The organism is Arthrobacter sp. zg-Y820 (genome assembly GCF_030142155.1).
Taxonomy (GTDB): domain Bacteria; phylum Actinomycetota; class Actinomycetes; order Actinomycetales; family Micrococcaceae; genus Arthrobacter_B.
The window spans coordinates 1,793,018-1,810,860 of record NZ_CP126247.1 but is presented as its reverse complement, the minus strand read 5'-3'; the positions used below and the strand labels follow the sequence as shown (position 1 = coordinate 1,810,860).

Sequence of the window (17,843 nt, the reverse complement as noted above, 5' to 3'; positions counted from 1 at the left end):
GGCTAGGACTCCTTGCGAGAGACGGAGGGGCTGGCTGCACGGTTCAGCAGGAGAACGACGTCGTCAGGTACCGGACGTCCCGCTGCCTGCCGTTCGGCGGCGAAATCGGCGGCCATGCGCGCCAGTTCAGCGTCGGCGCGATCGTTCAGGTCGGTGACGGCCGCAAGGCTGACGCCCATGAAGACCAGTTTCAGGACTGCGTGGCGCCAGTTGTGCTGATCAAGGTGGGCAGCGGCGAAGGGGCCGACGGCGGCCGCGACGAGGCCGGTCTCGTTGGTCCGCAGCGCCTCGACCGTCAGCCGCAGGCCCGCTGCCACGACCGGAGCCGGCAGGTCCGGATCCTGCGCTGCCAGTGACCCCAGCCCCCGAAGCACTCCGCGCCGTTCCGAGGAGTCCCCCCGGTCGTAGAGCGACAGGACGGTCCCGGCCAGGTCTTCCGGCGGGAGGAACTCCTGCAGGCGCCGAATGAGCTCACCGCGGGCATAATCGCTGCTGCTGCCATGGAGAACCCCCGTGGGATCGGTGTCCGGATGCACCGGGCTGCGGCCCACCCTGCGACCGGCTGCAGCGAAGATCCCCGGCAGGGCACTGGGATCTTCGGCGATCCTGCCCGTGCTCTCCAGCAGCCACTCCTCCGCGGCCTTGCCGGCCTGCGCTTCCCGCCAGGCGCCCTGCAGAGCGGCCATGCTCCGGGCAGCCAGGTTCGGAGCATCGAAGGAGTGGCGGGGCAGCTCCACGGCGGCCACGCCGCGGTAATCCAGCTCCGCCAGCGTTGCCAGAGCCAGCGGAACGTTGACCTCCCCTTCCCCGAACGGAAGGTGTTCGTGGGCCACGGATCTCATGTCGTCGAGCTGGACGTTGGCCAGCAGCGCTCCAGCTTCCATCAGCGCACCGCGCACGCCTCCGGGCTCAACCACCACGCAGTGTCCGATGTCGACGGTCACCCTGAGCCCTTCCGGATTGCCGAGCCGGGTCCGAAGCTCGAGCGCATCAGCGACCGTCTCAACGAGCATCCCGGGTTCCGGTTCAATGGCGAGCACGACCCCGTTTTCGGCGGCATGCTCCAGGACCTCAGCAACCCGGGTCTGCAGCCGCTGCCAACCGGACTCGGTGCTGACTCCCGGAGGCAGGATCCCCGAAAAGAAGGAGACGCATTCGGCGTTGAGCACCGCCGCGATGTCTACCGCGCGGCGCAGGAAATCGACACGGGCTGCAGCCTCTTCGTCAACGAGAGCGGGGCGGTGCTTCTCTCGGCGATTGAGCAGGAAACGCGTTCCCGTCTCTATGACCAGGCGAAGCTCCAGCTCTTCGAGACGGCTGCGCAGCCAGCTCAGCCGGGCTTCCAGGTCGGGGGCGAACGGGTCAAGGTGGGGATGGCCGAGCGTCAGGGCCACCGAGCCGTAGCCGAGTTCGTGCAGCAGCTCGAGTACGTCGGGCAGGGGATGGTCCATGAAGCCGTTGGTGCCGTACCCGATGCTGAAGGGAACTGACGATGGCGTGACGGTCATGACTCGCTCACCTTCCTGCCGTTGGGACGGGACCGGAGGATCTTGCCCAGGACATCCACTGCAACCAGTGCACCTGCAGCCGTCGGATGTCCGTACCGAACCGCGAGCGCTGCTTGGAGCGGAATCATCGCGCGGATGCCGGCCCGGGTCGCGGCCAAGGCGTTTGATGCCGCCGGACTCCGCGCTGCCCTTATCTGGGCGGGCCCACATCTTGCGGCATAGGCAGCAGTGGCAGCGAGAACGGCAAGCATCCTGGCCGGCGGTCCGGACGAGCCGGCCACGACTGCGGCGGCAACCAGTCCGGTGGTTGCGGCGGCGCCGGAAGCGATCACGGCGTCTGTCCCTTCGACTTCACCGCGGGAAAGGAGCGTCACGGCGACGGTATGGCCGCCCATGATGCCCGCCGCCCCGAGTGCCGGCCTCACATGACCTGCGCCCGCGCCCATCAGGACGTCCAGGGCCCGGCAGCTGCCCATCGAGAGTGCTCCTATGAGCGCGTGGTCCTTCGCGATGAGGTCATACGTCCAGATGGACGCCGCGAGCGGGATCCCCAGAGCCAGTGCGCTCCGTCCACCGGCCGCGGCACACAACCCGAGTCCCGCGACGGTGAGGGCAGAGGCCGCGGCCAGGGCACTTCCGGCGCTTACCCTTCCGGACGGGATGGGGCGCTTCGGTCGTTCGCGGGCATCGACGTCGCGGTCCGCGTAGTCGTTCAGGGCCATTCCCCCGGCATAGAGGCACGCGCTCGCCAGAGGCATCCACATCCACCGGCCGCTCAGGGCGCGGCCGGCAGCAGCGCCGCCTGCCACGGTGTCGCCCAGGACGGTGAGAACAGCAGGAGCCCGGACCAGCTCGAGATAATCACCGAACCGGGTCACGGCTGATCACCGTCCGTGTTGGCAGTAAGGCGGCCGCTGGCGCCATGCGCCCACTGCACCAGGTTGTTCGTCTGCTGCGCGAAGGAATGCTCGTCGCTGCCCCAGGGGTCTTTGAAGAAGAAGCCCAGGGCACCAACATGCCCGGTTTCTCCGGCGGCGTCGGCGAGTGCCATTAGCCGGGCGAGGTCCAGCACCATCGGAGCTGCCAGCATGGAGTCATAGGCGCTCCAGGTTGTCTGGATCGTCAGGCGGGAGCCCAGGAAGCCTTCGACGTGGATGTGGTCCCAGGCCACTTTGGTCTCGCCCAGGTCCGGCACGTTGTCAATGTGCAGCGGAGTTGCCGCACCTCCAGTGAGCTCCCTCAACCCCCGGTTCTTTGACTGCAGCTTCGCGGAAACTGCCCTGCTGTCCGCAAGCGTGGCGCCGTCACCGCCGCCCAGCAAATTCGTTCCAGCCCACGAGAGCACCCGCAGCCCGCGTGCGGACAGGGCCGGAGCCAGTACCGAACGCAGCCAGGTCTGGCCGGTCTTGCCATCCTGTCCGGCTGTCGGAACCCCGTCCGCTCCGGCAAGCTCGTGCAGCGCAGGAATGTTCAGCGCCGTCGACGGCGTGAAGCAGATATAGGGCGAGCCCGCCAGAACCGCTGCATAGGCCGCTACCGAGCTGGCGGGCAGGACGGACCGTGCGGGGTCCTGCAGGGCCGCTTTCAGGAGGCCGACGTCGTCGAACTCGTCGAGGTGGTCCGGCGGCGCCTCTGTCGAGGCGACGTCCAAGACGATGACCCGCTGCAGGCTGTTTATCTCCCGGAACGCAAGGATGTCGCCGGACAGACGAAGCGCAGCATCAGCCTGCGACTCTGTTCCTCCGACGGGGTCGTACCCGGGACGCACCCGGCTGTCCGCGTCAAGGAGCTGGGGCCGGACTGATTCAAAAAGCTCGCCGGGGACCATGCCGGCATCAACAAGTTTCTCCGCCCGCTTGGCCATGCAAACACCGCTGATGTCGTGCCCGCCGACCACAAGGTCTGCGTAGTTCGGGAGGTGCACGCCGCGAAAATCACCATGTTCCGTGACGCATCCCAGCGGTTTCGCCAGCCCGGCCGCGATGGCGGCCAGGCCCATCACTGCGGTAGTTGCCACCGATCCCCGTGCGCCGATGAGCCAGATGCCCGTCTTGCCGTACGTCCAGCCCCCATGGGTGTCCCTAAGCAAACTTCCTCCTCGAAGTCATTCCGCAAACGCCTGCCAGCCCGGCGTCGTAAGAACCAACCAGTGACGCCGGTGACGCCCGTCACAGGGAACCTAACATAGGTAACGTCAGGGACCAACGAACTTATGAGGTATTCCGATATATCTTTGCTTCGCGGTACCGTCATTCAGTCGATACTTTGTGCGGACGAGTGCGCGACGGCAGTGAAGTCAAGGGTTCCGTCGCCTTTATGCTGTAATGAGTCGGTGAGTGACATAAGTAACGTTAACGGTCTTGCATCGTCCGGAGCGAGCGAGCTCTTCCAAATCCTCCGCGACGGGAACCCACGCACCCGGTCAGAGCTCGCCGAGCAGCTGGGACTGGCGCGCTCAACAGTCACGCTTCGGATCGAAGCACTTATGGACCTGGGACTCGTAGGGTTCGTTCAGGATGCTGTATCCACCGGCGGGCGGCCTTCGTCCCGGATTGCGCTCAAGGCAGGCAGCCGGGTCGTGCTCGGAGTGGACATTGGCGCGTCGCACCTCCAGATGGCCGTCACCGACCTCACCGGGCATCTGCTGTCCCAGTCTGCGCGCGCACTGGAAATCACGCGGGGTCCGGAGGCAGTCCTGGAGGCGGTTGTCGAACTCGGCACGGAACTGCTCGACGGCACCGGACGTTCCCTGACCGACCTCCTGGCTGTTGGCATCGGACTGCCCGGGCCCGTGGAACACCGCACCGGCCGGCCCATCAATCCCCCCATCATGCCCGGATGGAACGGCTATGACGTCCCCGGGTACCTGCAGGCACGATTCCATGTACCTGTCCTGGTCGACAATGACGTCAACATCATGGCCCTGGGCGAGCGCAATATGGCCTGGCCCCAGGTGGACAACCTGCTTTTCGTCAAGGTTGCCACCGGAATCGGTTCAGGCATTGTCTCCAGCGGCATGCTGCAGCGCGGGGCTGACGGTGTCGCCGGAGACATCGGGCACATCCGCGTGCACGGCGGCAGCGGAGTCCCCTGCCACTGCGGAAATACGGACTGCCTGGAAGCCATAGCATCCGGCCCGGCCGTGGCGGCCAAGCTGCGCCGCCAGGGCTTTGAGGCCAGCGGCAGTGAAGACGTCGTGGAACTCGTTCGCGCCGGAAGCACGGAGGCGATCCACGCAGTGCGGCAGGCGGGGCGGGACGTCGGCGACGTACTTTCGGCATGCATCAGCCTCATCAACCCCTCGGTGATCGTCATTGGCGGATCCATGGCGCTGACGGGCGAACATTTCATCGCCGGCATCCGGGAAACGGTGTACTCGCGTACCGTCCCGCTAGCCACCCAGCACCTTCAGATCGTGCATTCCAGCTCCGGTCTCGACGCCGGCGTGCTGGGCGCGAGCATGCTGGCCATTCACCACGCCATGTCCCCCCAGCGCATCGACGCCATGGTCTCCGGACTCTCGGAAACAAGTACCAGCTGAGCTCCCCCGGCGTCCCGTCGGCGACTTTTGCTTGACAGACACCAAAAGTCCGACCTAGCCTCATGCGACGGACTCATTTCCAGTCACCGCCATTGCTCCACCAACGGTACGGCCCGGCGCCTGCTAGTGGTTCCAGACAACAAAACGGACATCTTGACCCTAATGCTGGTACCGAGTTGTTGCGGACAGCTTGTCGGCGACGGCGGCCTTTCTCGATCAGCTCGGTGAACTGCACCAGCGACCTTCCAGTGCGTGTTCTCGCCCTTGCCAACGGAGGCGGCGACAATGCGTTCTACTGTCAGAAAGGCAACAGCATGTGCTTTGGATTTGACGCATCAGGTGCACTAAATCGTTCTCTCGAGAAGAAGGGGGTGGACCGGCGCAATTTCATCCGCGGAGCACTCGCCGCGGGCGTTGGCGTCGGCCTGGCCGGTTCCGGGGCGGCTCCTGCCATCGCCCGCGGGCCGGGGCACCAGGGCAAGCCCGGGCACGGGCACAGGGACAATCGGCGGGTTTCCCCGGGGCTCATCAGCATTCAGCTCTACACGCTGCGGTCGATCATCACCGAGGAGAATGTCGACAGGACGTTCCAACAGCTTGCCCGGTACGGGTACAAGCGCGTCGAACTGGCCGGGTACTACGGTCGTACAGCCAAAGAAATGCGGAGAACCCTGAAGCGTGTCGGAATTCAGGCCTCTTCCAGCCACGAAGGGATCAGCGCGACACCCGCGGAACTGCGCACAAAGATCTCCAACGCACAGACGCTCGGCCAGACGTACATGGTTGTTCCGTACCTTGCGTCCGACAATGCGGATGACTGGTACCGGTGGGCAGACCAAATGAACGCCGAAGCGGCTGTCGTACGCAGGGCCGGGATCAAATACGGCTATCACAACCACGCGCACGAGTTCACCACTGACCTCGGGGGCGGGCTCACCCCCTGGGACATTTTCACAAGCCGCCTCGACCCGAGGCTGGTCCATCTGGAAGTCGACCTGTACTGGGCGGTCACCGGCGGCGTTGGAGTCGGAGCTGCCGACCCCGTCCGGTTCGCTATCGACACGATTAAACAGGCACCGCAGAAGGTTCTGCAGTACCACGTGAAGGACCGCGATGCTACCGGCGATTTCGCAGATCTGGGTGCCGGAACCATCGATTTCTCACGCATTTTCAAAGCGCACCAGCCGCAGGAGTACATCGTCGAAAACGACCAGCCGGACGTCACACCGCTGAGGACCGCGGAAGTCGGCTACCGGTATCTTCGGAAGATCTGCTTCTAACGGCACGCGGTACCGCCGCGCGAGGGGCTGTCCCGGACCAGGGACAGCCCCTCCCCCTTTGGCCCTGACACCGGACCCCTCCGCCCTAAACCGGAGGCTCCGGGTCGTATTGAATGCCGCGCCGAACCTCGCGGGCACGCTGCTCGCCGGCCAGACGGCGAACCAGGTGCAGCGCCATGTCGACGCCGGCGCTGACGCCGGCGCTGGTGACGACGTCGCCGTCGTCGACCCAGCGGGCCTCCGGGCGGACAGCGATGCTGGGATCCAGCCCGGCCAGGTCACCCAGCGCGTCCCAGTAGCTGGTGGCGGGGCGGCCTGTGAGCAGTCCGGCCGCGGCATACACGAGGCTGCCGGTGCACACGCTGGTCATCAGCGGCACGTCTTCGCGCAGTTTGCGCATCCACTCCAGATGTTCTTCATCCCGGGCCAGCGGACGGGTGCCATGGCCGCCCGGATGAAGAAAGACGTCGAAGTCCGGAGCGGCGGCGCGGGAGACGTGCGGCGTGAGCAGCATTCCCTTGGCCGCCATCACGGGTCCGCCGTCCGCCGAGAGCAGCGCGACGTCGTATCCGTCCTCCGGAAAGTTCCGGGCCCAGTAGGCCAGCACTTCCCACGGTCCGACGGCGTCGAGTTCTTCCACCCCGTCAAAGATCAGAATTCCGATGTGTTTCATGGCCCGATCCTGCCAGCGCCGTCAGCCTCAGCCCGGGACGACACACCGTCAGGGCAGAGCCGGGACAGGAAGGAATGGACCCCACGAAGGACAGGCAGTTAGACCGGAGATTTCCTGTCCTGATACGGTTCTTTGTTCGGCTTTCCCCCGCCGAGACCCCCAGACACCAAGATTGAGATCCGGACATGAGCAGCAATTCAGCACCGACCGCACGCACCCAGTCAGCCGTTCCGAACCCCGAGCGCACGCTCACCCTGTGGGAGGACGGGGTGCAGCTGAGCTTCACCTTCGCCGACTGCATGAAATATCACGGGCCGGGCTTCCCGGGCGGAGTGGCTCACGCCTTTGCAGCGCTCGGGCGGGCACTGCCTGAGCTTGCAGCCCGCATCCCCGGCGGCCGCGTCGAGCGCCGCGACATCCGGGTGCGCACACCCTTCGCCGGCCCCGGCGCCCGGGATGCCTTCGAGCTCGTGACCCGCGCGGTCACCGGGGAGCGCTACGCCGTGCTTCCGGAGCTCGCCCGGGCCGAACGAGGCAACACCCTGGCCCGCTACGTGTTCGAGGTGAGCGCAGGCGACGCATGCGTCACGTGCATCATCCGCGACGACGGCATCGTTGCGGACGAGTTCATCAATCTCACCGCGAAGCCGGACAAGACCGCGGCAGAGCTCGCCCACCTGGAAGACCTCAAGGTCGAAATGCGCGACCGGATCCTCGAACGCGACCCCGCCATGGTCTACGACGTGGAGGGCTGAAGCAGCGGCTTTGAGCCTGCGGTCGGGTAGATTTTCCCGGGAGCGGTCCAACCGGCCGGAAACCATGGGAGCAGACCAATGAGGCACAACCCGACCTACGCGTTGGACGACATCGAAGCCATTAAGGAACTGATTCGCGATCACCCGTGGTGCACGCTCGTCAGCCATGTCCCGGGCAGCGGCATCATTGCCTCGCATTACCCGGTGCTGCTGGATGAAGAGGCCGAGGGCATCGTGCTGCTCAGCCACATGGGCCGTCCGGACGAAATCCGGCACGGCCTGGGCGCGGGTGAAATGCTGGCGATCATCTCCGGCCCGCACGGCTACATTTCTCCCGGCTGGTACGGGTCCCGCCCCAACGTGCCCACCTGGAACTTCTCCACCGCCCATCTCTGGGGAACCCCGGAAATCCTTTCCGATGCGGACAACCTCGCGGTCCTGGACCGCCTGGTGACCCACTTCGAATCCCCGTTGCCGGAACCGCATCTGCTGCACGCCACACTGGAGAACAGTGAATACGCCCACCGGATTGTGCGCGGCACGGTGGGAATCCGGCTGCCGATTACGCGCATCGAGGGCAAGGAAAAGATGAACCAGAACAAGGAGCCGGAGACTATTCGGCGAATTATTGACCACCTCGAGCAGCCCGGCCCCTACCGGAACCCGGCGTTGGCGGACCGGATGAAGCAGGCAAATGCAACGGTCCTGGACTGAGCCTGCCGATTCTTATCGGCGTAGCCGGACCCGGACCGAAACTCCGGCACAGGCAATCACCGCCGCTCCGCCCAGAATCGTCGGCCAGGTGAGCGGTTCGTTTAGGATCAGCGCCGCCCAGCAGATGGTCAGCACCGGCTGGACCAGCTGGACCTGGCTGACCTGGGCGATCGGCCCGATCGCCAGCCCGCGGCAGGCGAAAAAGCCCAGGAACATGCTGACGACGCCGAGATAGGCCAGCGCCGCCCACTCCGCCGCGGTGCCGGCCGGGTTGCTGCCGGATCACGGAGACGCCGGTCAGCACCAACATCACCGGCGAGGCCAGGACGAGCGCCCAGGACACTGTCTGCCAGGCGCCAAGCTCGCGGGAAAGAAGCCCGCCCTCGGCATAGCCGACGGCACCGGCGATCACGGCGCCGATCAGGAGCAGATCGGACCGGTGCAGCCCGCCGAATCCTCCCCCGGCCACCGTGGCAAACACCAGTACGGCCGTAGCCCCGGCGCCCGCCGTCAGCCAGAACGAGACCGGCGGCCGCTCGCGGCCCCGCAGGACCGCAGCGACGGCGGTCGCGGCGGGCAGCAGGCCAATGACGACGGCGCCGTGGCTGGCCGGCGCCGTGGTCAGGGCGTAGGACGTCAGGACCGGAAAACCGACCACCACCCCGCCGTGGCCGCGGGCAACGAGTGGTTCCCGGCCGAACCGACCGGCCCCTACCTGCGGCTGAACTACGCGGGCGTGAACCCCGGGGCGTTTCCCGAGGGCGCCCGGATCATCGGCCGGGCGCTGGTCGGGCAGCGCCGGCACCCTGAGCCTTCCATCTAAACTTGCAGGCATGGCATTATCGACGGCGGATTCCCGCTCCCAGCAGCGCACCTCTCCCCGCACGAAGCTCCTCTGGCTGATTCTGGGGCTGCCGGCGGCGCTGGTGCTGGTGGTCCTCGGGGCGCAGATCCACGGACTGGACTTCACCGTTTACCGCGAGGGTGCGCGGGCCTTCCTCGGCATGGGCGAGCACCGCCTGTACGATCCGGCCCTGGTGCAGACGGACACCCGCGGCCTGCCCTTCACCTATCCCCCGTTCGCCGCACTGCTGCTGACGCCTTTCGCCTTCCTTCCGGAGGCTGCCGGGCTGGTGCTGCTGACGGCGACCTCGTGCCTCTGCCTGGTGCTGACCGCGATCCTGGTGGCCCGCTACCTCTGCGACAACGACGCACTGCCGGAACGGATCCGGGCAGCGCTGGGCGGCACGGCCGGCGTCGTCGTGCTGGCGACCCTGCTGATCGGCGTGCTCGGACCGTGGCGCGAGGGCCTGGGCTTCGGGCAGATCAATCCGATGCTCATGGTGCTGATCGTGGCGGATCTGATCCGTCCCGCCGGCCGGATCCCCCGCGGTATTCTGATTGGCCTCGCCGCCGGCATCAAACTCACGCCGCTGGCCTTCGGCCTGATCTTCCTGGTCCGGCGCGACTGGCGGGCCATCCTGACCCTGGGTCTCACGTTCGCGGCCACCGTCGCCACGGGCTGGCTGGCCGCGCCGGAGCAGTCCCGCATCTTCTGGTTTCACGCCCTCTCCGATCCCAGCCGGGTGGGCGACACCACCGACATGTACAACGTGTCGCTGAACTCGCTGATCACGCATCTGGGCGCCCCCGGGTTCCTGCAGCGTCCGCTCTGGCTGCTCGCCGCCGCCGCCGTCGTCGTCCTGGGTTTCCTGGCCATCAAGCGTGCCGACGGGCGCGGGGACACGGTGGCGGCCATCAGCGCCAATGCCGTGGTGATGCTGGCCATCTCGCCGATTTCCTGGTTCCACCACTGGGTCTGGATGGCGCTGGTCCTGCCGGCGCTGTGGGTCTCGGTACGACGACGACGCGCGGCGGCGCGCGCCTGGGGCATCGCGCTGGGAGCCGCGATGCTGCCGGTGTTTATGCTCTCCTCCATCACCATCACGATGATGCTCACGGGCGAGGTCAGCGGACAGGGGCCGGCGGCGCTGGAACTGTTCACCGGTCTCGGCGTGATCCTGCCGGTCCTGGCGCTGGTTTACTGGGCGACCGACCGTGTCGGCAGCAGTGCCGCGCCGTCCCCGGAATCCTCCAGCTAGTATGGACGAAAACGTCCGCGCGTCCAGTGAGGAATCCCATGACCACGTCCGCCGGACGCCTGCCACCGTATGTTTACGCACTCCTGGGCCTGGGCCTGGCCGCCGTTCTTGCCAGCTGCATCGGTGCCCTGATCAGCATCGAGAAAGCGGAAGCCGCCGAAGCCGCGGCAAGTAACGACCGGCCCCTCGTCGCAGACATTATCCGGATTGCAGATGAAGCCATCGATCCGGAGACCGAGGAGGAAGTTCGGCTCCTCAAGGCCGATCCCGAGGTGGCTGCCCTGATTGATGAGCATGTCTTTACCGGATCGGCCTGGGATGACCTCACGCTCCTGAATACCGAGGCCCTGGACCGGAAGCACGCCGAGACCAGCAGCACGCTCCATGACAAGCTTTACGACCTTGAGGGCGCGGAGTCCCGGCGGGAGGCAGCCACCCACATCGCCGAATTCAACGAGTGGGTGGATGCAGGCCATTCGGCAAACCTCGTGGAGGCCGAGAACATGCTCGCCGTCGCCAGGACCGTCAAGGACACCTGCAAGCTTCCCGACCCCGAAACTGCGGCCTACGCGCTGGACATCGGCTCGACGCCATATCCGCCGGCAACAGCCGAGGGGGTCGAACCCACCGAGGAGAACAGGAAAACCCTGAGCATCGCGTTCCAGTTTGCGGTGGCTGACGGCGTGTACCACTCCTGCCCCAGCTGACCCGATCCATCCGTCGACGATCCGTCAGCGGAGTGGAACACTTTGAGGTATGGACAGCTCCCGGATCGACATTGAACAGTGGTGGCCTCTGCTGCCCGCATCAACCCGGTCATGGCTGATGAACAACAACGGCGACGTGGTGCCGCGCGGCATCCTCCAGGAGATCGAGGAGGCAGGAGGTGCGCCGGCCGACGGCGCCTGGTGGTTCGGCGGCAGCGGGCCGGACGGCTTCTCCTTCTCGGACGCCGGCGTTGACTGGATCGAAGCGACAGCCAACGGTGAAAGTCCCGGCGGCCTCTGAGACGGGTTGCTCCGCTGCTCCCGGCCGACGGCCCGATCAGTCCGGCCAGCCGAGGGCAAAATACACATTCAGGCGCTCACCGCTTCGCCGGTCCAGATCTGCGCGGCGCAGCAGCCCCGCCGCCAGCGCGGTGTGCTGGGAAGGCCGGTTAAGGTCATTTGTGCGCGCCAATACCGGCACGTCCGGAAAGTGGACCAGCCCCCTGCGGACGGCCTCGGCGGCTCCTTCAGTCGCGTACCCGCGGCCCCACACCGCGGGATCGTAGCGGTAGTAAAGGTTGAGAATTTCCCGGCCATCCACCCGGCCCAGGTGCAGGCCGGTAAACCCGATCACCGTCTGCGGAGCTGCTCGCTCGGCCACTGCCCAGTAGCCGAACCCCTCCCGGTTCCAGTGCTCCAGAAACATCTCAAAAAGCACCTCGGCAGCAGCCGCGCTGAAGTCGTCGGGGTTGTAGCGGTTGGTCCGGGGATCGGCGTGGATCCGGACAGCGTCTTCCCGGTCCTCCGGTTCCAGCCGGCGCAGCAGGAGCCGCTCGGTGCTGGCAGGAGTCCAGTTGGAGGGATCTTGGCGCATTAGCCCATCTCAGCAGATGCGCCTGCCCGGCCAACTGCCGCCATCTAAGTTCCGGCCCGCTCACTGAGCCAGTCCCGGACCTGCGGCCAGAGGGTGTCCCGGACACCTCGCCGGAAAAAGCCCATGTGCCCGATCGCGGGGACTCCGCCGTCGTCGGGCGTATAGGTGCGTCGCTCCACCGCCGCATTGACCAGGCAGCCGTAAACAGCGTCAATCTGCTTCGGCGTGGCCCATGGGTCATCGCTGAATCCAATGGCGAAGACGTCGGTATCCACCTTGGCAGCCCGCTCGGACGCCCGCATGCCGGGGTCGTCAAAGAAGTAGCCGGGCATCCGGGACCAGCGGCTCCATTCCAGCATCGCCGCGCCGGGCATGTCCTCACCGAGCCCCATGCGCTTACCCGGCACGAAACCAAGCACCCGTGCAGCCAGCGGCCCCAGGACACGCAGGACCAGCGTCACCCGGATGCGCTCCCTGCGGTTTTCGATGGCCCGGGTGACCCCGCCGTGGGATGCGACGGCGACAAACCCGGAGAGGCCGGCGGTTCCGTTGTTGAGGACCAGTGCATGGCCGCCGATGCTGTGCCCGACGGCGAGCTGCGGCAGGTCCGGAAACCTGCCTGCCATCCAGGCAGCCACCGCGGGGACATCCTGGAACATCCAATCCCGCATCCGCAGCGTGCGGTTGGCCTTCGGGCTGCCGGAGGCCCCGGTGCCGCGGTAGTCGTAGGTGAAGACGGCAAATCCGTTCTCGGCAAGATACTCGGCGAAGCCCGTGTACAGGCGTTCGGCCACCGCCGTCGCCGGATGGATGGCCACCGCGGCGACGGGCGACGCTCCGACCGGTATCCGCAGGGTTCCGGCAACGGCGCCTCCGCCGGCCACCGGAACCCTGATCCGATCGGAAGTGGTGGGGAACACATTCTTGTTGGGCATGCGAACAATATACCCGGGACGTCGGGTTTCATTTACCGCGGATACTGCCAGCCGGAGCGGCCGGGCACTGCAGGGGTGATTCACGGCTGGAGGCCTCCTATCCTTGGTGCCATGCCGCATCTGCCGCGCCCGCCGCGCTCTGCTGCCCGCATCTCGGATGAGACGCACCGGGTCACCACCTTTGAGCTGTTCTTTGACCTGGTGTTCGTGTTCGCCTTCACCCAGGTCACCGGGTTCATGGTGCATGAGTACTCATTCCTGGGTGTGCTGCAGGGGATCGTCATCCTGGTTCTGCTGTGGTGGTCCTGGGCGCCCTTCTCCTGGCTCGCGAACCAGGCGCACGCCGATGAAGGACTCATGCGGTTCGGCCTGTCCGCCGTCATGGTGGCGATTTTCATTGCCGCGCTGGCCATTCCGGAGGCCTTCGACGACCTCGACGGCGGACTCGACGGCCCGCTGGTCCTTGCCCTGGCCTACACCGCGGTCCGGATCCTGCACCTGGGCCTGTACGTGTATGCGGCCGGGAACGATCAGCCCCTGCGGCGCCAGATCGCCAAACTGACCGTCACCGCTGTCCTGGGAGCGGCGCTGGTCATCACCGGGGCGCTGCTGGGCGGACCCGCACAGACCTGGTTCTGGCTGGCCGGCATGGTGCTGGACACCGGCCTCACCTTCCTCATCTCGTGGCACGGGAACTGGCGGGTTCAGTCCGCCGCGCACTGGACCGAACGGTACGGGCTCGTGGTCATCCTCGCGCTCGGCGAATCCATCGTTTCCATCGGTGCCGGCGCGTCCGAGGTGCCCGTGAGCGTACCGGTGCTTACCGGTGCGGCGGCAGGAATCTGCCTGTCCATCGGACTCTGGTGGCTCTACTTCGACGTCACGGCAATCGCTGCCGAACACCGCTTCGCCGCACTGCACGGAGCCGCCCGCTCCTCGGCCGCCGTCGTCGCGTACACCTTCCTGCATCTGCCCCTCGTGGCCGGGATTGTCCTCACTGCCCTGGGCGTGGAGGACGCGCTGGCGCATGTGGAGGAGGGGAAAAGCCTGGGCCGCGTCGGGGCCTTCGCGTTGTTCGGCGGACCGGCACTGTACCTGCTTGCCATTGCGGCCTTCTGGCGGCGGATGGGCGCCGGCTGGAAAAAGTGGCGCCTCGGAACGGCCGCACTCCTGCTGGCCCTGCTGGCCGCTCGGCCCCAGCTCACTTCCCTGGCGGCCCTCCTGCTCGTCACCGTCATCATTGCCGCGTTGGTGGCCGTGGAAAACGTGCGGTACGCCGGGCCCAGGGGACGCATCCGGGGCAGAAGCCTGGAACCATGACAATTGGTCAGGACGGTACCGTGGCGGTGTCCCTTCCCTTCACCGGAAAGTGGAGGGTGGAAAACAGTCCCCTGCGCCGGGTGCCCAGCCACGGCACCCATCTGCTCGCCACCACGTATGCCATCGACTTCGTGGGAGTGGACGACGCCGGCCGGTCGGCTCCCGCCGTCGGTTGGCGGACGGCGTTCGCCACCGAACCTCCGGAGCTGTTCTTCGCCTTCGGGCGCCCGATCCTCGCTCCGGTCGCCGGCGAGGTTGTCGCGGTGCACGACGGCGAGCAGGACCACGAGGCGCGCCGTTCCCAGCTGGCCCTCCTCCCCTACCTGCTGGGCCAGCCGGCCCGGCTGCGCAGCGGAATCGGAGCCGTTGCGGGCAACTATGTCCTCATCGCAACGCCCGACGGCAACGCGGTGGTGGGCGTGATGCATCTGCAGGCCGGCACTGTCCGTGTTCGCACCGGAGAGCAGGTCCGCGAGGGTCAGCAGATCGCGGCCTGCGGGAACTCCGGCAACTCCACCCAGCCCCATGTGCACGTGCAGGCAATGGACGGAACGGACCCGTGGACAGCCCGCGGACTGCCGCTGGTTTTCCGGTCCTTCGGCGAGAAGCCCGCCCGCGGCAGCACCTTTCTCCCCCGCGAGAACATGCTGCCGCAGGAGGCCTCCACGGTGGAGGCACCCTGAGGACGAGCCGTCAGTAACTCGCGCGGACGCCGTCGTCGGCGGCGGGGAGATACTTCGCGGCCAGGGCTTCGCTGCCCCGGGCCAGGAGTGCGACGTCGGCGCCCACCAGGATGAAGTCCACGCCGGCGTCGAGGTAGCGCCGGGCGGCGGCTTCAGCGAACGCGTTCACGCCCACCGGTTTCCCGGCGGCCTTCACGGTGCGGATGCAGTGCTCGACGGCGGCAATCACCTCGGGATGCTCCTGCTGGCCGAGATGTCCCATGGACGCGGCGAGGTCCGACGGCCCGATGAACAGCCCGTCCACCCCGTCCACCGCGGCAATCGCCGCCACGTTCTCCACGGCGGCGGCCGTTTCGATCTGCACCAGCAGCGTTACGGACTCGGCGGCGTTCTCGAGGTACCCCTCGATCCGGTTCCAGCGCGAGGCCCGAGCCAGGGCACTGCCCACACCCCGGATGCCCTGCGGCGGATACCGCACGGCCCGGACCAGCTCGGCGGCCTGCTCGGGCGTGTCAACCATGGGAATCAGCAGGTTCTGCGCCCCCAGGTCCAGGTACTGCTTGAGCAGCACCGGGTCGCCCGACGGCGGCCGGACCACCGGGCTAACCGGGTAGCCGTGCACCGCCTGCAGCTGCGCCAGCAGCGACTCCAGCCCGTTGGGACTGTGCTCTGCGTCGATCAGCAGCCAGTCCAGCCCGGAGCCAGCGCAGATTTCGGCAACCAGCGGGCTGCCGGAACAGACCCACATGCCGGCCTGATGCCGGCCGGCAGTGGCCAGCCGGGCTCCGAAGGTTTCCTCGGCGTTTACTCGAATCGGCATGTGATGGTTCCCAACGGTCCGTAGTCTGCGTAGACCGAATCCCCCTTGTAGACCCACATCGGGCGGGTAAAGGATCCGGCCAGGATGATTTCTCCGGCTTCCAGCGAGGTGCCGTGGGCGGACAGTTTGTTCGCCAGCCAGTACACGCCGGCGGCGGGATGGTTGAGCACTCCGGCGGCGACGCCGGTCTCCTCGATACTCTGGTTCCGGTAGAGCAGCGCCGACACCCAGCGCAGGTCGACGTCGGCTGGTTTCACCGCATTGCCGCCGACCACCATGGCGCCCATCGCCGCGTTGTCCGCGATGGTGTCCACGATGGTCCGGCCCTCCATCTCGATCCGGGAGTCCAGGATTTCCAGTGCGGGCACCACGTAGTCCGTGGCATGCAGGACATCGAAGAGCGTGCAGTTCGGCCCGGAGAGCGGCTTGCCCAGCACGAACGCCAGCTCCACCTCCACACGGGGATGGGTGTAGCGGTCCCACTCCAGCGTGCAGCCGTTTTCCAGCACCATGTCGTCGAGGATGACGCCGTAGTCGGGTTCGGTGATGCCGGTGGCGGCCTGCATGGCCTTGGAAGTGAGGCCGATCTTGTGGCCGGCCAGGGACCGCCCGGCAGCGATCATCCGCTCCCGCCACAGGTTCTGCACCGCGTAGGAGTCCTCGATGGTCATGTTGGGGTAGCGCGTGGTCAGGCGCGGCACCGGGGTGCGGGTGCGTTGGGCTTCGAGCAGCTCATCGGCCACCGCCCGGAGAGTCTGTTGATCTAGCACGGCTCTGCTTTCTGTTTGATCTGACGGTCTAGAGCTGGGTGCCGATTTTGAAGCCCTGCGCGGCCTCGCCCTCGGAGCTGCCGGCGTCGTCGTCGGGGCGGGTGTAGGAGAACCCGTCGGCGCCAATGGTGACCGCCATTTCGGAGGTCTCGGTGCGGGCGGTGAGCGGCTGCGGGTTGCCGTCCAGGTCCAGCACCAGGGAGGCCTCGGTGTACCAGGACGGGACCACGGGGTTACCCCACCAGTCGCGGCGCTGGTTGTCGTGGACGTCCCAGGTGATGGTGGGGTTGTCCGGATCGCCGGTGTAATAGTCCTGCGTATAGATCTCGATGCGGTGGTCGTCCGGATCCAGGATGTAGAGGTAGAAGGCGTTGGAGACGCCGTGCCGGCCGGGGCCGCGTTCAATCCGGTCGGAGATGCGCAGGGCGCCCATCTTGTCGCAGATCTGGATGATGTTGTGCTTTTCATGCGTCGCGAAGGCCAGGTGGTGCATCCGCGGGCCGTCGCCGCCAGTCAGGGCGGTGTCATGGACGGTGTGCTTGCGGTGCATCCAGGCGGCGTAGGTGACGCCGTCGGAATCCTTGATGTCCTCGGAGACGCGGAAGCCCAGGTCCTCCAGATAGGCGCGGCCGCGGGGCACGTCCGGGGTGACCTGGTTGAAGTGGTCCAGGCGGACGAGTTCCCCGGCGGAGTAGAGGTCGTAGCGCTGGGTGAGGCGTTCCACGTGCTCGGTTTCGTAGAAGAACTCGTAGGGGAAGCCCAGCGGATCCTCCACCCGCACAGAGTCGCCGATGCCCTTGGTGAAGCCGTCCTTCCGTCGTTCGGTGCGGCAGCCCAGTTCCTGGTAGTAGGCCTCGGCGACGTCCACGTCTTCGGGGGTGCGGACGCGGTAGGCCAGGGCGGCGACGGCGGCCACCGGACCCTTGCGCAGCACCAGGTTGTGGTGGATGAACTCCTCAAGGGAGCGCAGGTAGATGGCGTCGTCGTCCTCTTCGGTGACGTGCAGGCCCAGGACATCCACGTAGAACTTCCGGGACCGTTCCAGATCGGTGACCACCAGGTCCGTGTAGGCGCAGCGGACAATGTCCGGCGGGGCGATGCTCGGGGTGGGAATGCGGCTTTCGATCTCCATGGTTTTGCTCCTTTGCAAAAGGCGGGGGA

Annotated in this window: 18 protein-coding genes and 1 pseudogene; 9 read left to right on the top strand and 10 right to left on the bottom strand. The window is 66.8% G+C overall.

Features of this window, described 5'->3' with window-relative positions; all coding sequences use genetic code 11:
• Positions 1 to 2: 2 nt before the first annotated feature.
• The 3 genes from QNO08_RS08175 to QNO08_RS08165 are packed head-to-tail and all read right to left on the bottom strand — an operon-like array spanning position 3 to position 3,597.
• The gene (locus QNO08_RS08175) at positions 3 to 1,508 is read right to left on the bottom strand and encodes an EboA domain-containing protein (RefSeq protein ID WP_229966037.1); all 1,506 of its coding nucleotides are present in this window, start codon (positions 1,506 to 1,508) and stop codon (positions 3 to 5) included.
• Positions 1,505 to 2,386 carry an SCO3242 family prenyltransferase gene (locus QNO08_RS08170; RefSeq protein ID WP_229966038.1) on the bottom strand — a complete coding sequence of 294 codons (882 nt, stop codon included), beginning with the start codon at positions 2,384 to 2,386 and terminating at the stop codon, positions 1,505 to 1,507. Before QNO08_RS08170 ends, QNO08_RS08175 begins: the two co-directional genes overlap by 4 nt.
• The gene (locus tag QNO08_RS08165) at positions 2,383 to 3,597 is read right to left on the bottom strand and encodes an inositol-3-phosphate synthase (protein WP_229966039.1); all 1,215 of its coding nucleotides are present in this window, start codon (positions 3,595 to 3,597) and stop codon (positions 2,383 to 2,385) included. Before QNO08_RS08165 ends, QNO08_RS08170 begins: the two co-directional genes overlap by 4 nt.
• 252 nt (positions 3,598 to 3,849) lie before the next feature.
• Between QNO08_RS08165 and QNO08_RS08160 the strand changes: the two genes are divergently transcribed.
• Positions 3,850 to 5,049 carry an ROK family transcriptional regulator gene (locus tag QNO08_RS08160; protein WP_229966102.1) on the top strand — a complete coding sequence of 400 codons (1,200 nt, stop codon included), beginning with the start codon at positions 3,850 to 3,852 and terminating at the stop codon, positions 5,047 to 5,049.
• 371 nt (positions 5,050 to 5,420) lie between these two features.
• On the top strand, positions 5,421 to 6,329 hold the full coding sequence (locus tag QNO08_RS08155; RefSeq protein WP_229966040.1) for a TIM barrel protein: 909 nt from the start codon (positions 5,421 to 5,423) through the stop codon (positions 6,327 to 6,329).
• Positions 6,330 to 6,414: 85 nt separating this feature from the next.
• Here the strand turns inward: QNO08_RS08155 and QNO08_RS08150 are convergent, their stop codons facing one another.
• Entirely contained in the window at positions 6,415 to 7,002 is a 588-nt protein-coding gene (locus tag QNO08_RS08150) for a DJ-1/PfpI family protein (protein ID WP_229966041.1), read from the bottom strand.
• A gap of 185 nt (positions 7,003 to 7,187) precedes the next feature.
• Here QNO08_RS08150 and QNO08_RS08145 point away from each other — a divergent pair, with 185 nt between their 5' ends.
• Both QNO08_RS08145 and QNO08_RS08140 read left to right on the top strand, forming a co-directional pair.
• Positions 7,188 to 7,757: a hypothetical protein gene (locus QNO08_RS08145; RefSeq protein WP_229966042.1), complete on the top strand. Its 570-nt coding sequence runs from the start codon at positions 7,188 to 7,190 to the stop codon at positions 7,755 to 7,757.
• A gap of 78 nt (positions 7,758 to 7,835) precedes the next feature.
• A complete protein-coding gene (locus QNO08_RS08140; RefSeq protein WP_229966043.1) occupies positions 7,836 to 8,471 on the top strand; it encodes an FMN-binding negative transcriptional regulator in 636 nt (211 codons plus the stop codon).
• 12 nt (positions 8,472 to 8,483) lie between these two features.
• Here QNO08_RS08140 and QNO08_RS08135 read toward each other — a convergent pair.
• A pseudogene (locus tag QNO08_RS08135) lies at positions 8,484 to 9,138 on the bottom strand (DMT family transporter); the annotation flags it as partial.
• Between the two features lie 166 nt (positions 9,139 to 9,304).
• On the opposite strand from QNO08_RS08135, the gene QNO08_RS08130 reads away from it, so the two are divergent.
• The 3 genes from QNO08_RS08130 to QNO08_RS08120 are packed head-to-tail and all read left to right on the top strand — an operon-like array spanning position 9,305 to position 11,581.
• A complete protein-coding gene (locus QNO08_RS08130; RefSeq protein WP_229966044.1) occupies positions 9,305 to 10,573 on the top strand; it encodes a glycosyltransferase 87 family protein in 1,269 nt (422 codons plus the stop codon).
• A 38-nt stretch (positions 10,574 to 10,611) separates the two neighbouring features.
• Positions 10,612 to 11,280, top strand: a complete 669-nt coding sequence (locus QNO08_RS08125) for a hypothetical protein (RefSeq protein ID WP_229966045.1) — start codon at positions 10,612 to 10,614, stop codon at positions 11,278 to 11,280.
• A 49-nt stretch (positions 11,281 to 11,329) separates the two neighbouring features.
• Complete coding sequence (locus QNO08_RS08120; RefSeq protein ID WP_229966046.1) at positions 11,330 to 11,581, top strand: hypothetical protein; 252 nt, start codon at positions 11,330 to 11,332, stop codon at positions 11,579 to 11,581.
• 36 nt (positions 11,582 to 11,617) lie between these two features.
• Here the strand turns inward: QNO08_RS08120 and QNO08_RS08115 are convergent, their stop codons facing one another.
• Together QNO08_RS08115 and QNO08_RS08110 are read right to left on the bottom strand one after the other, a co-directional pair.
• The gene (locus QNO08_RS08115) at positions 11,618 to 12,154 is read right to left on the bottom strand and encodes a GNAT family N-acetyltransferase (protein ID WP_229966047.1); all 537 of its coding nucleotides are present in this window, start codon (positions 12,152 to 12,154) and stop codon (positions 11,618 to 11,620) included.
• A 44-nt stretch (positions 12,155 to 12,198) separates the two neighbouring features.
• A complete protein-coding gene (locus tag QNO08_RS08110) occupies positions 12,199 to 13,089 on the bottom strand; it encodes an alpha/beta hydrolase family protein (RefSeq protein ID WP_229966048.1) in 891 nt (296 codons plus the stop codon).
• 111 nt (positions 13,090 to 13,200) lie between these two features.
• On the opposite strand from QNO08_RS08110, the gene QNO08_RS08105 reads away from it, so the two are divergent.
• Both QNO08_RS08105 and QNO08_RS08100 read left to right on the top strand, forming a co-directional pair.
• Complete coding sequence (locus QNO08_RS08105) at positions 13,201 to 14,409, top strand: low temperature requirement protein A (RefSeq protein ID WP_229966049.1); 1,209 nt, start codon at positions 13,201 to 13,203, stop codon at positions 14,407 to 14,409.
• Positions 14,406 to 15,092, top strand: a complete 687-nt coding sequence (locus QNO08_RS08100; protein WP_229966050.1) for a M23 family metallopeptidase — start codon at positions 14,406 to 14,408, stop codon at positions 15,090 to 15,092. The genes QNO08_RS08105 and QNO08_RS08100 overlap by 4 nt, the downstream gene beginning before the upstream one ends.
• Positions 15,093 to 15,102: 10 nt before the next feature.
• Here the strand turns inward: QNO08_RS08100 and QNO08_RS08095 are convergent, their stop codons facing one another.
• The 3 genes from QNO08_RS08095 to hpaD are packed head-to-tail and all read right to left on the bottom strand — an operon-like array spanning position 15,103 to position 17,814.
• Complete coding sequence (locus tag QNO08_RS08095; protein ID WP_229966051.1) at positions 15,103 to 15,912, bottom strand: HpcH/HpaI aldolase family protein; 810 nt, start codon at positions 15,910 to 15,912, stop codon at positions 15,103 to 15,105.
• Entirely contained in the window at positions 15,897 to 16,682 is a 786-nt protein-coding gene (hpaH, locus tag QNO08_RS08090) for a 2-oxo-hept-4-ene-1,7-dioate hydratase (RefSeq protein ID WP_229966052.1), read from the bottom strand. Before hpaH ends, QNO08_RS08095 begins: the two co-directional genes overlap by 16 nt.
• 28 nt (positions 16,683 to 16,710) lie before the next feature.
• Positions 16,711 to 17,814 (bottom strand): 3,4-dihydroxyphenylacetate 2,3-dioxygenase, encoded by a 1,104-nt coding sequence (gene hpaD / locus QNO08_RS08085; protein WP_231712728.1) that lies wholly within the window; start codon positions 17,812 to 17,814, stop codon positions 16,711 to 16,713.
• Between the last annotated feature and the right edge of the window lie 29 nt (positions 17,815 to 17,843).

Excerpts from the sequence above, each read along its gene's own strand:
- QNO08_RS08175 (WP_229966037.1), bottom strand. The coding sequence starts at position 1,508 with ATGACCGTCACGCCATCGTCAGTTCCCTTCAGCATCGGGTACGGCACC.
- QNO08_RS08150 (WP_229966041.1), bottom strand. The coding sequence starts at position 7,002 with ATGAAACACATCGGAATTCTGATCTTTGACGGGGTGGAAGAACTCGAC.
- QNO08_RS08145 (WP_229966042.1), top strand. The coding sequence starts at position 7,188 with ATGAGCAGCAATTCAGCACCGACCGCACGCACCCAGTCAGCCGTTCCG.
- QNO08_RS08140 (WP_229966043.1), top strand. The coding sequence starts at position 7,836 with ATGAGGCACAACCCGACCTACGCGTTGGACGACATCGAAGCCATTAAG.
- QNO08_RS08130 (WP_229966044.1), top strand. The coding sequence starts at position 9,305 with ATGGCATTATCGACGGCGGATTCCCGCTCCCAGCAGCGCACCTCTCCC.
- QNO08_RS08125 (WP_229966045.1), top strand. The coding sequence starts at position 10,612 with ATGACCACGTCCGCCGGACGCCTGCCACCGTATGTTTACGCACTCCTG.
- QNO08_RS08120 (WP_229966046.1), top strand. The coding sequence starts at position 11,330 with ATGGACAGCTCCCGGATCGACATTGAACAGTGGTGGCCTCTGCTGCCC.
- QNO08_RS08115 (WP_229966047.1), bottom strand. The coding sequence starts at position 12,154 with ATGCGCCAAGATCCCTCCAACTGGACTCCTGCCAGCACCGAGCGGCTC.
- QNO08_RS08110 (WP_229966048.1), bottom strand. The coding sequence starts at position 13,089 with ATGCCCAACAAGAATGTGTTCCCCACCACTTCCGATCGGATCAGGGTT.
- QNO08_RS08105 (WP_229966049.1), top strand. The coding sequence starts at position 13,201 with ATGCCGCATCTGCCGCGCCCGCCGCGCTCTGCTGCCCGCATCTCGGAT.
- QNO08_RS08100 (WP_229966050.1), top strand. The coding sequence starts at position 14,406 with ATGACAATTGGTCAGGACGGTACCGTGGCGGTGTCCCTTCCCTTCACC.
- QNO08_RS08095 (WP_229966051.1), bottom strand. The coding sequence starts at position 15,912 with ATGCCGATTCGAGTAAACGCCGAGGAAACCTTCGGAGCCCGGCTGGCC.
- hpaD (WP_231712728.1), bottom strand. The coding sequence starts at position 17,814 with ATGGAGATCGAAAGCCGCATTCCCACCCCGAGCATCGCCCCGCCGGAC.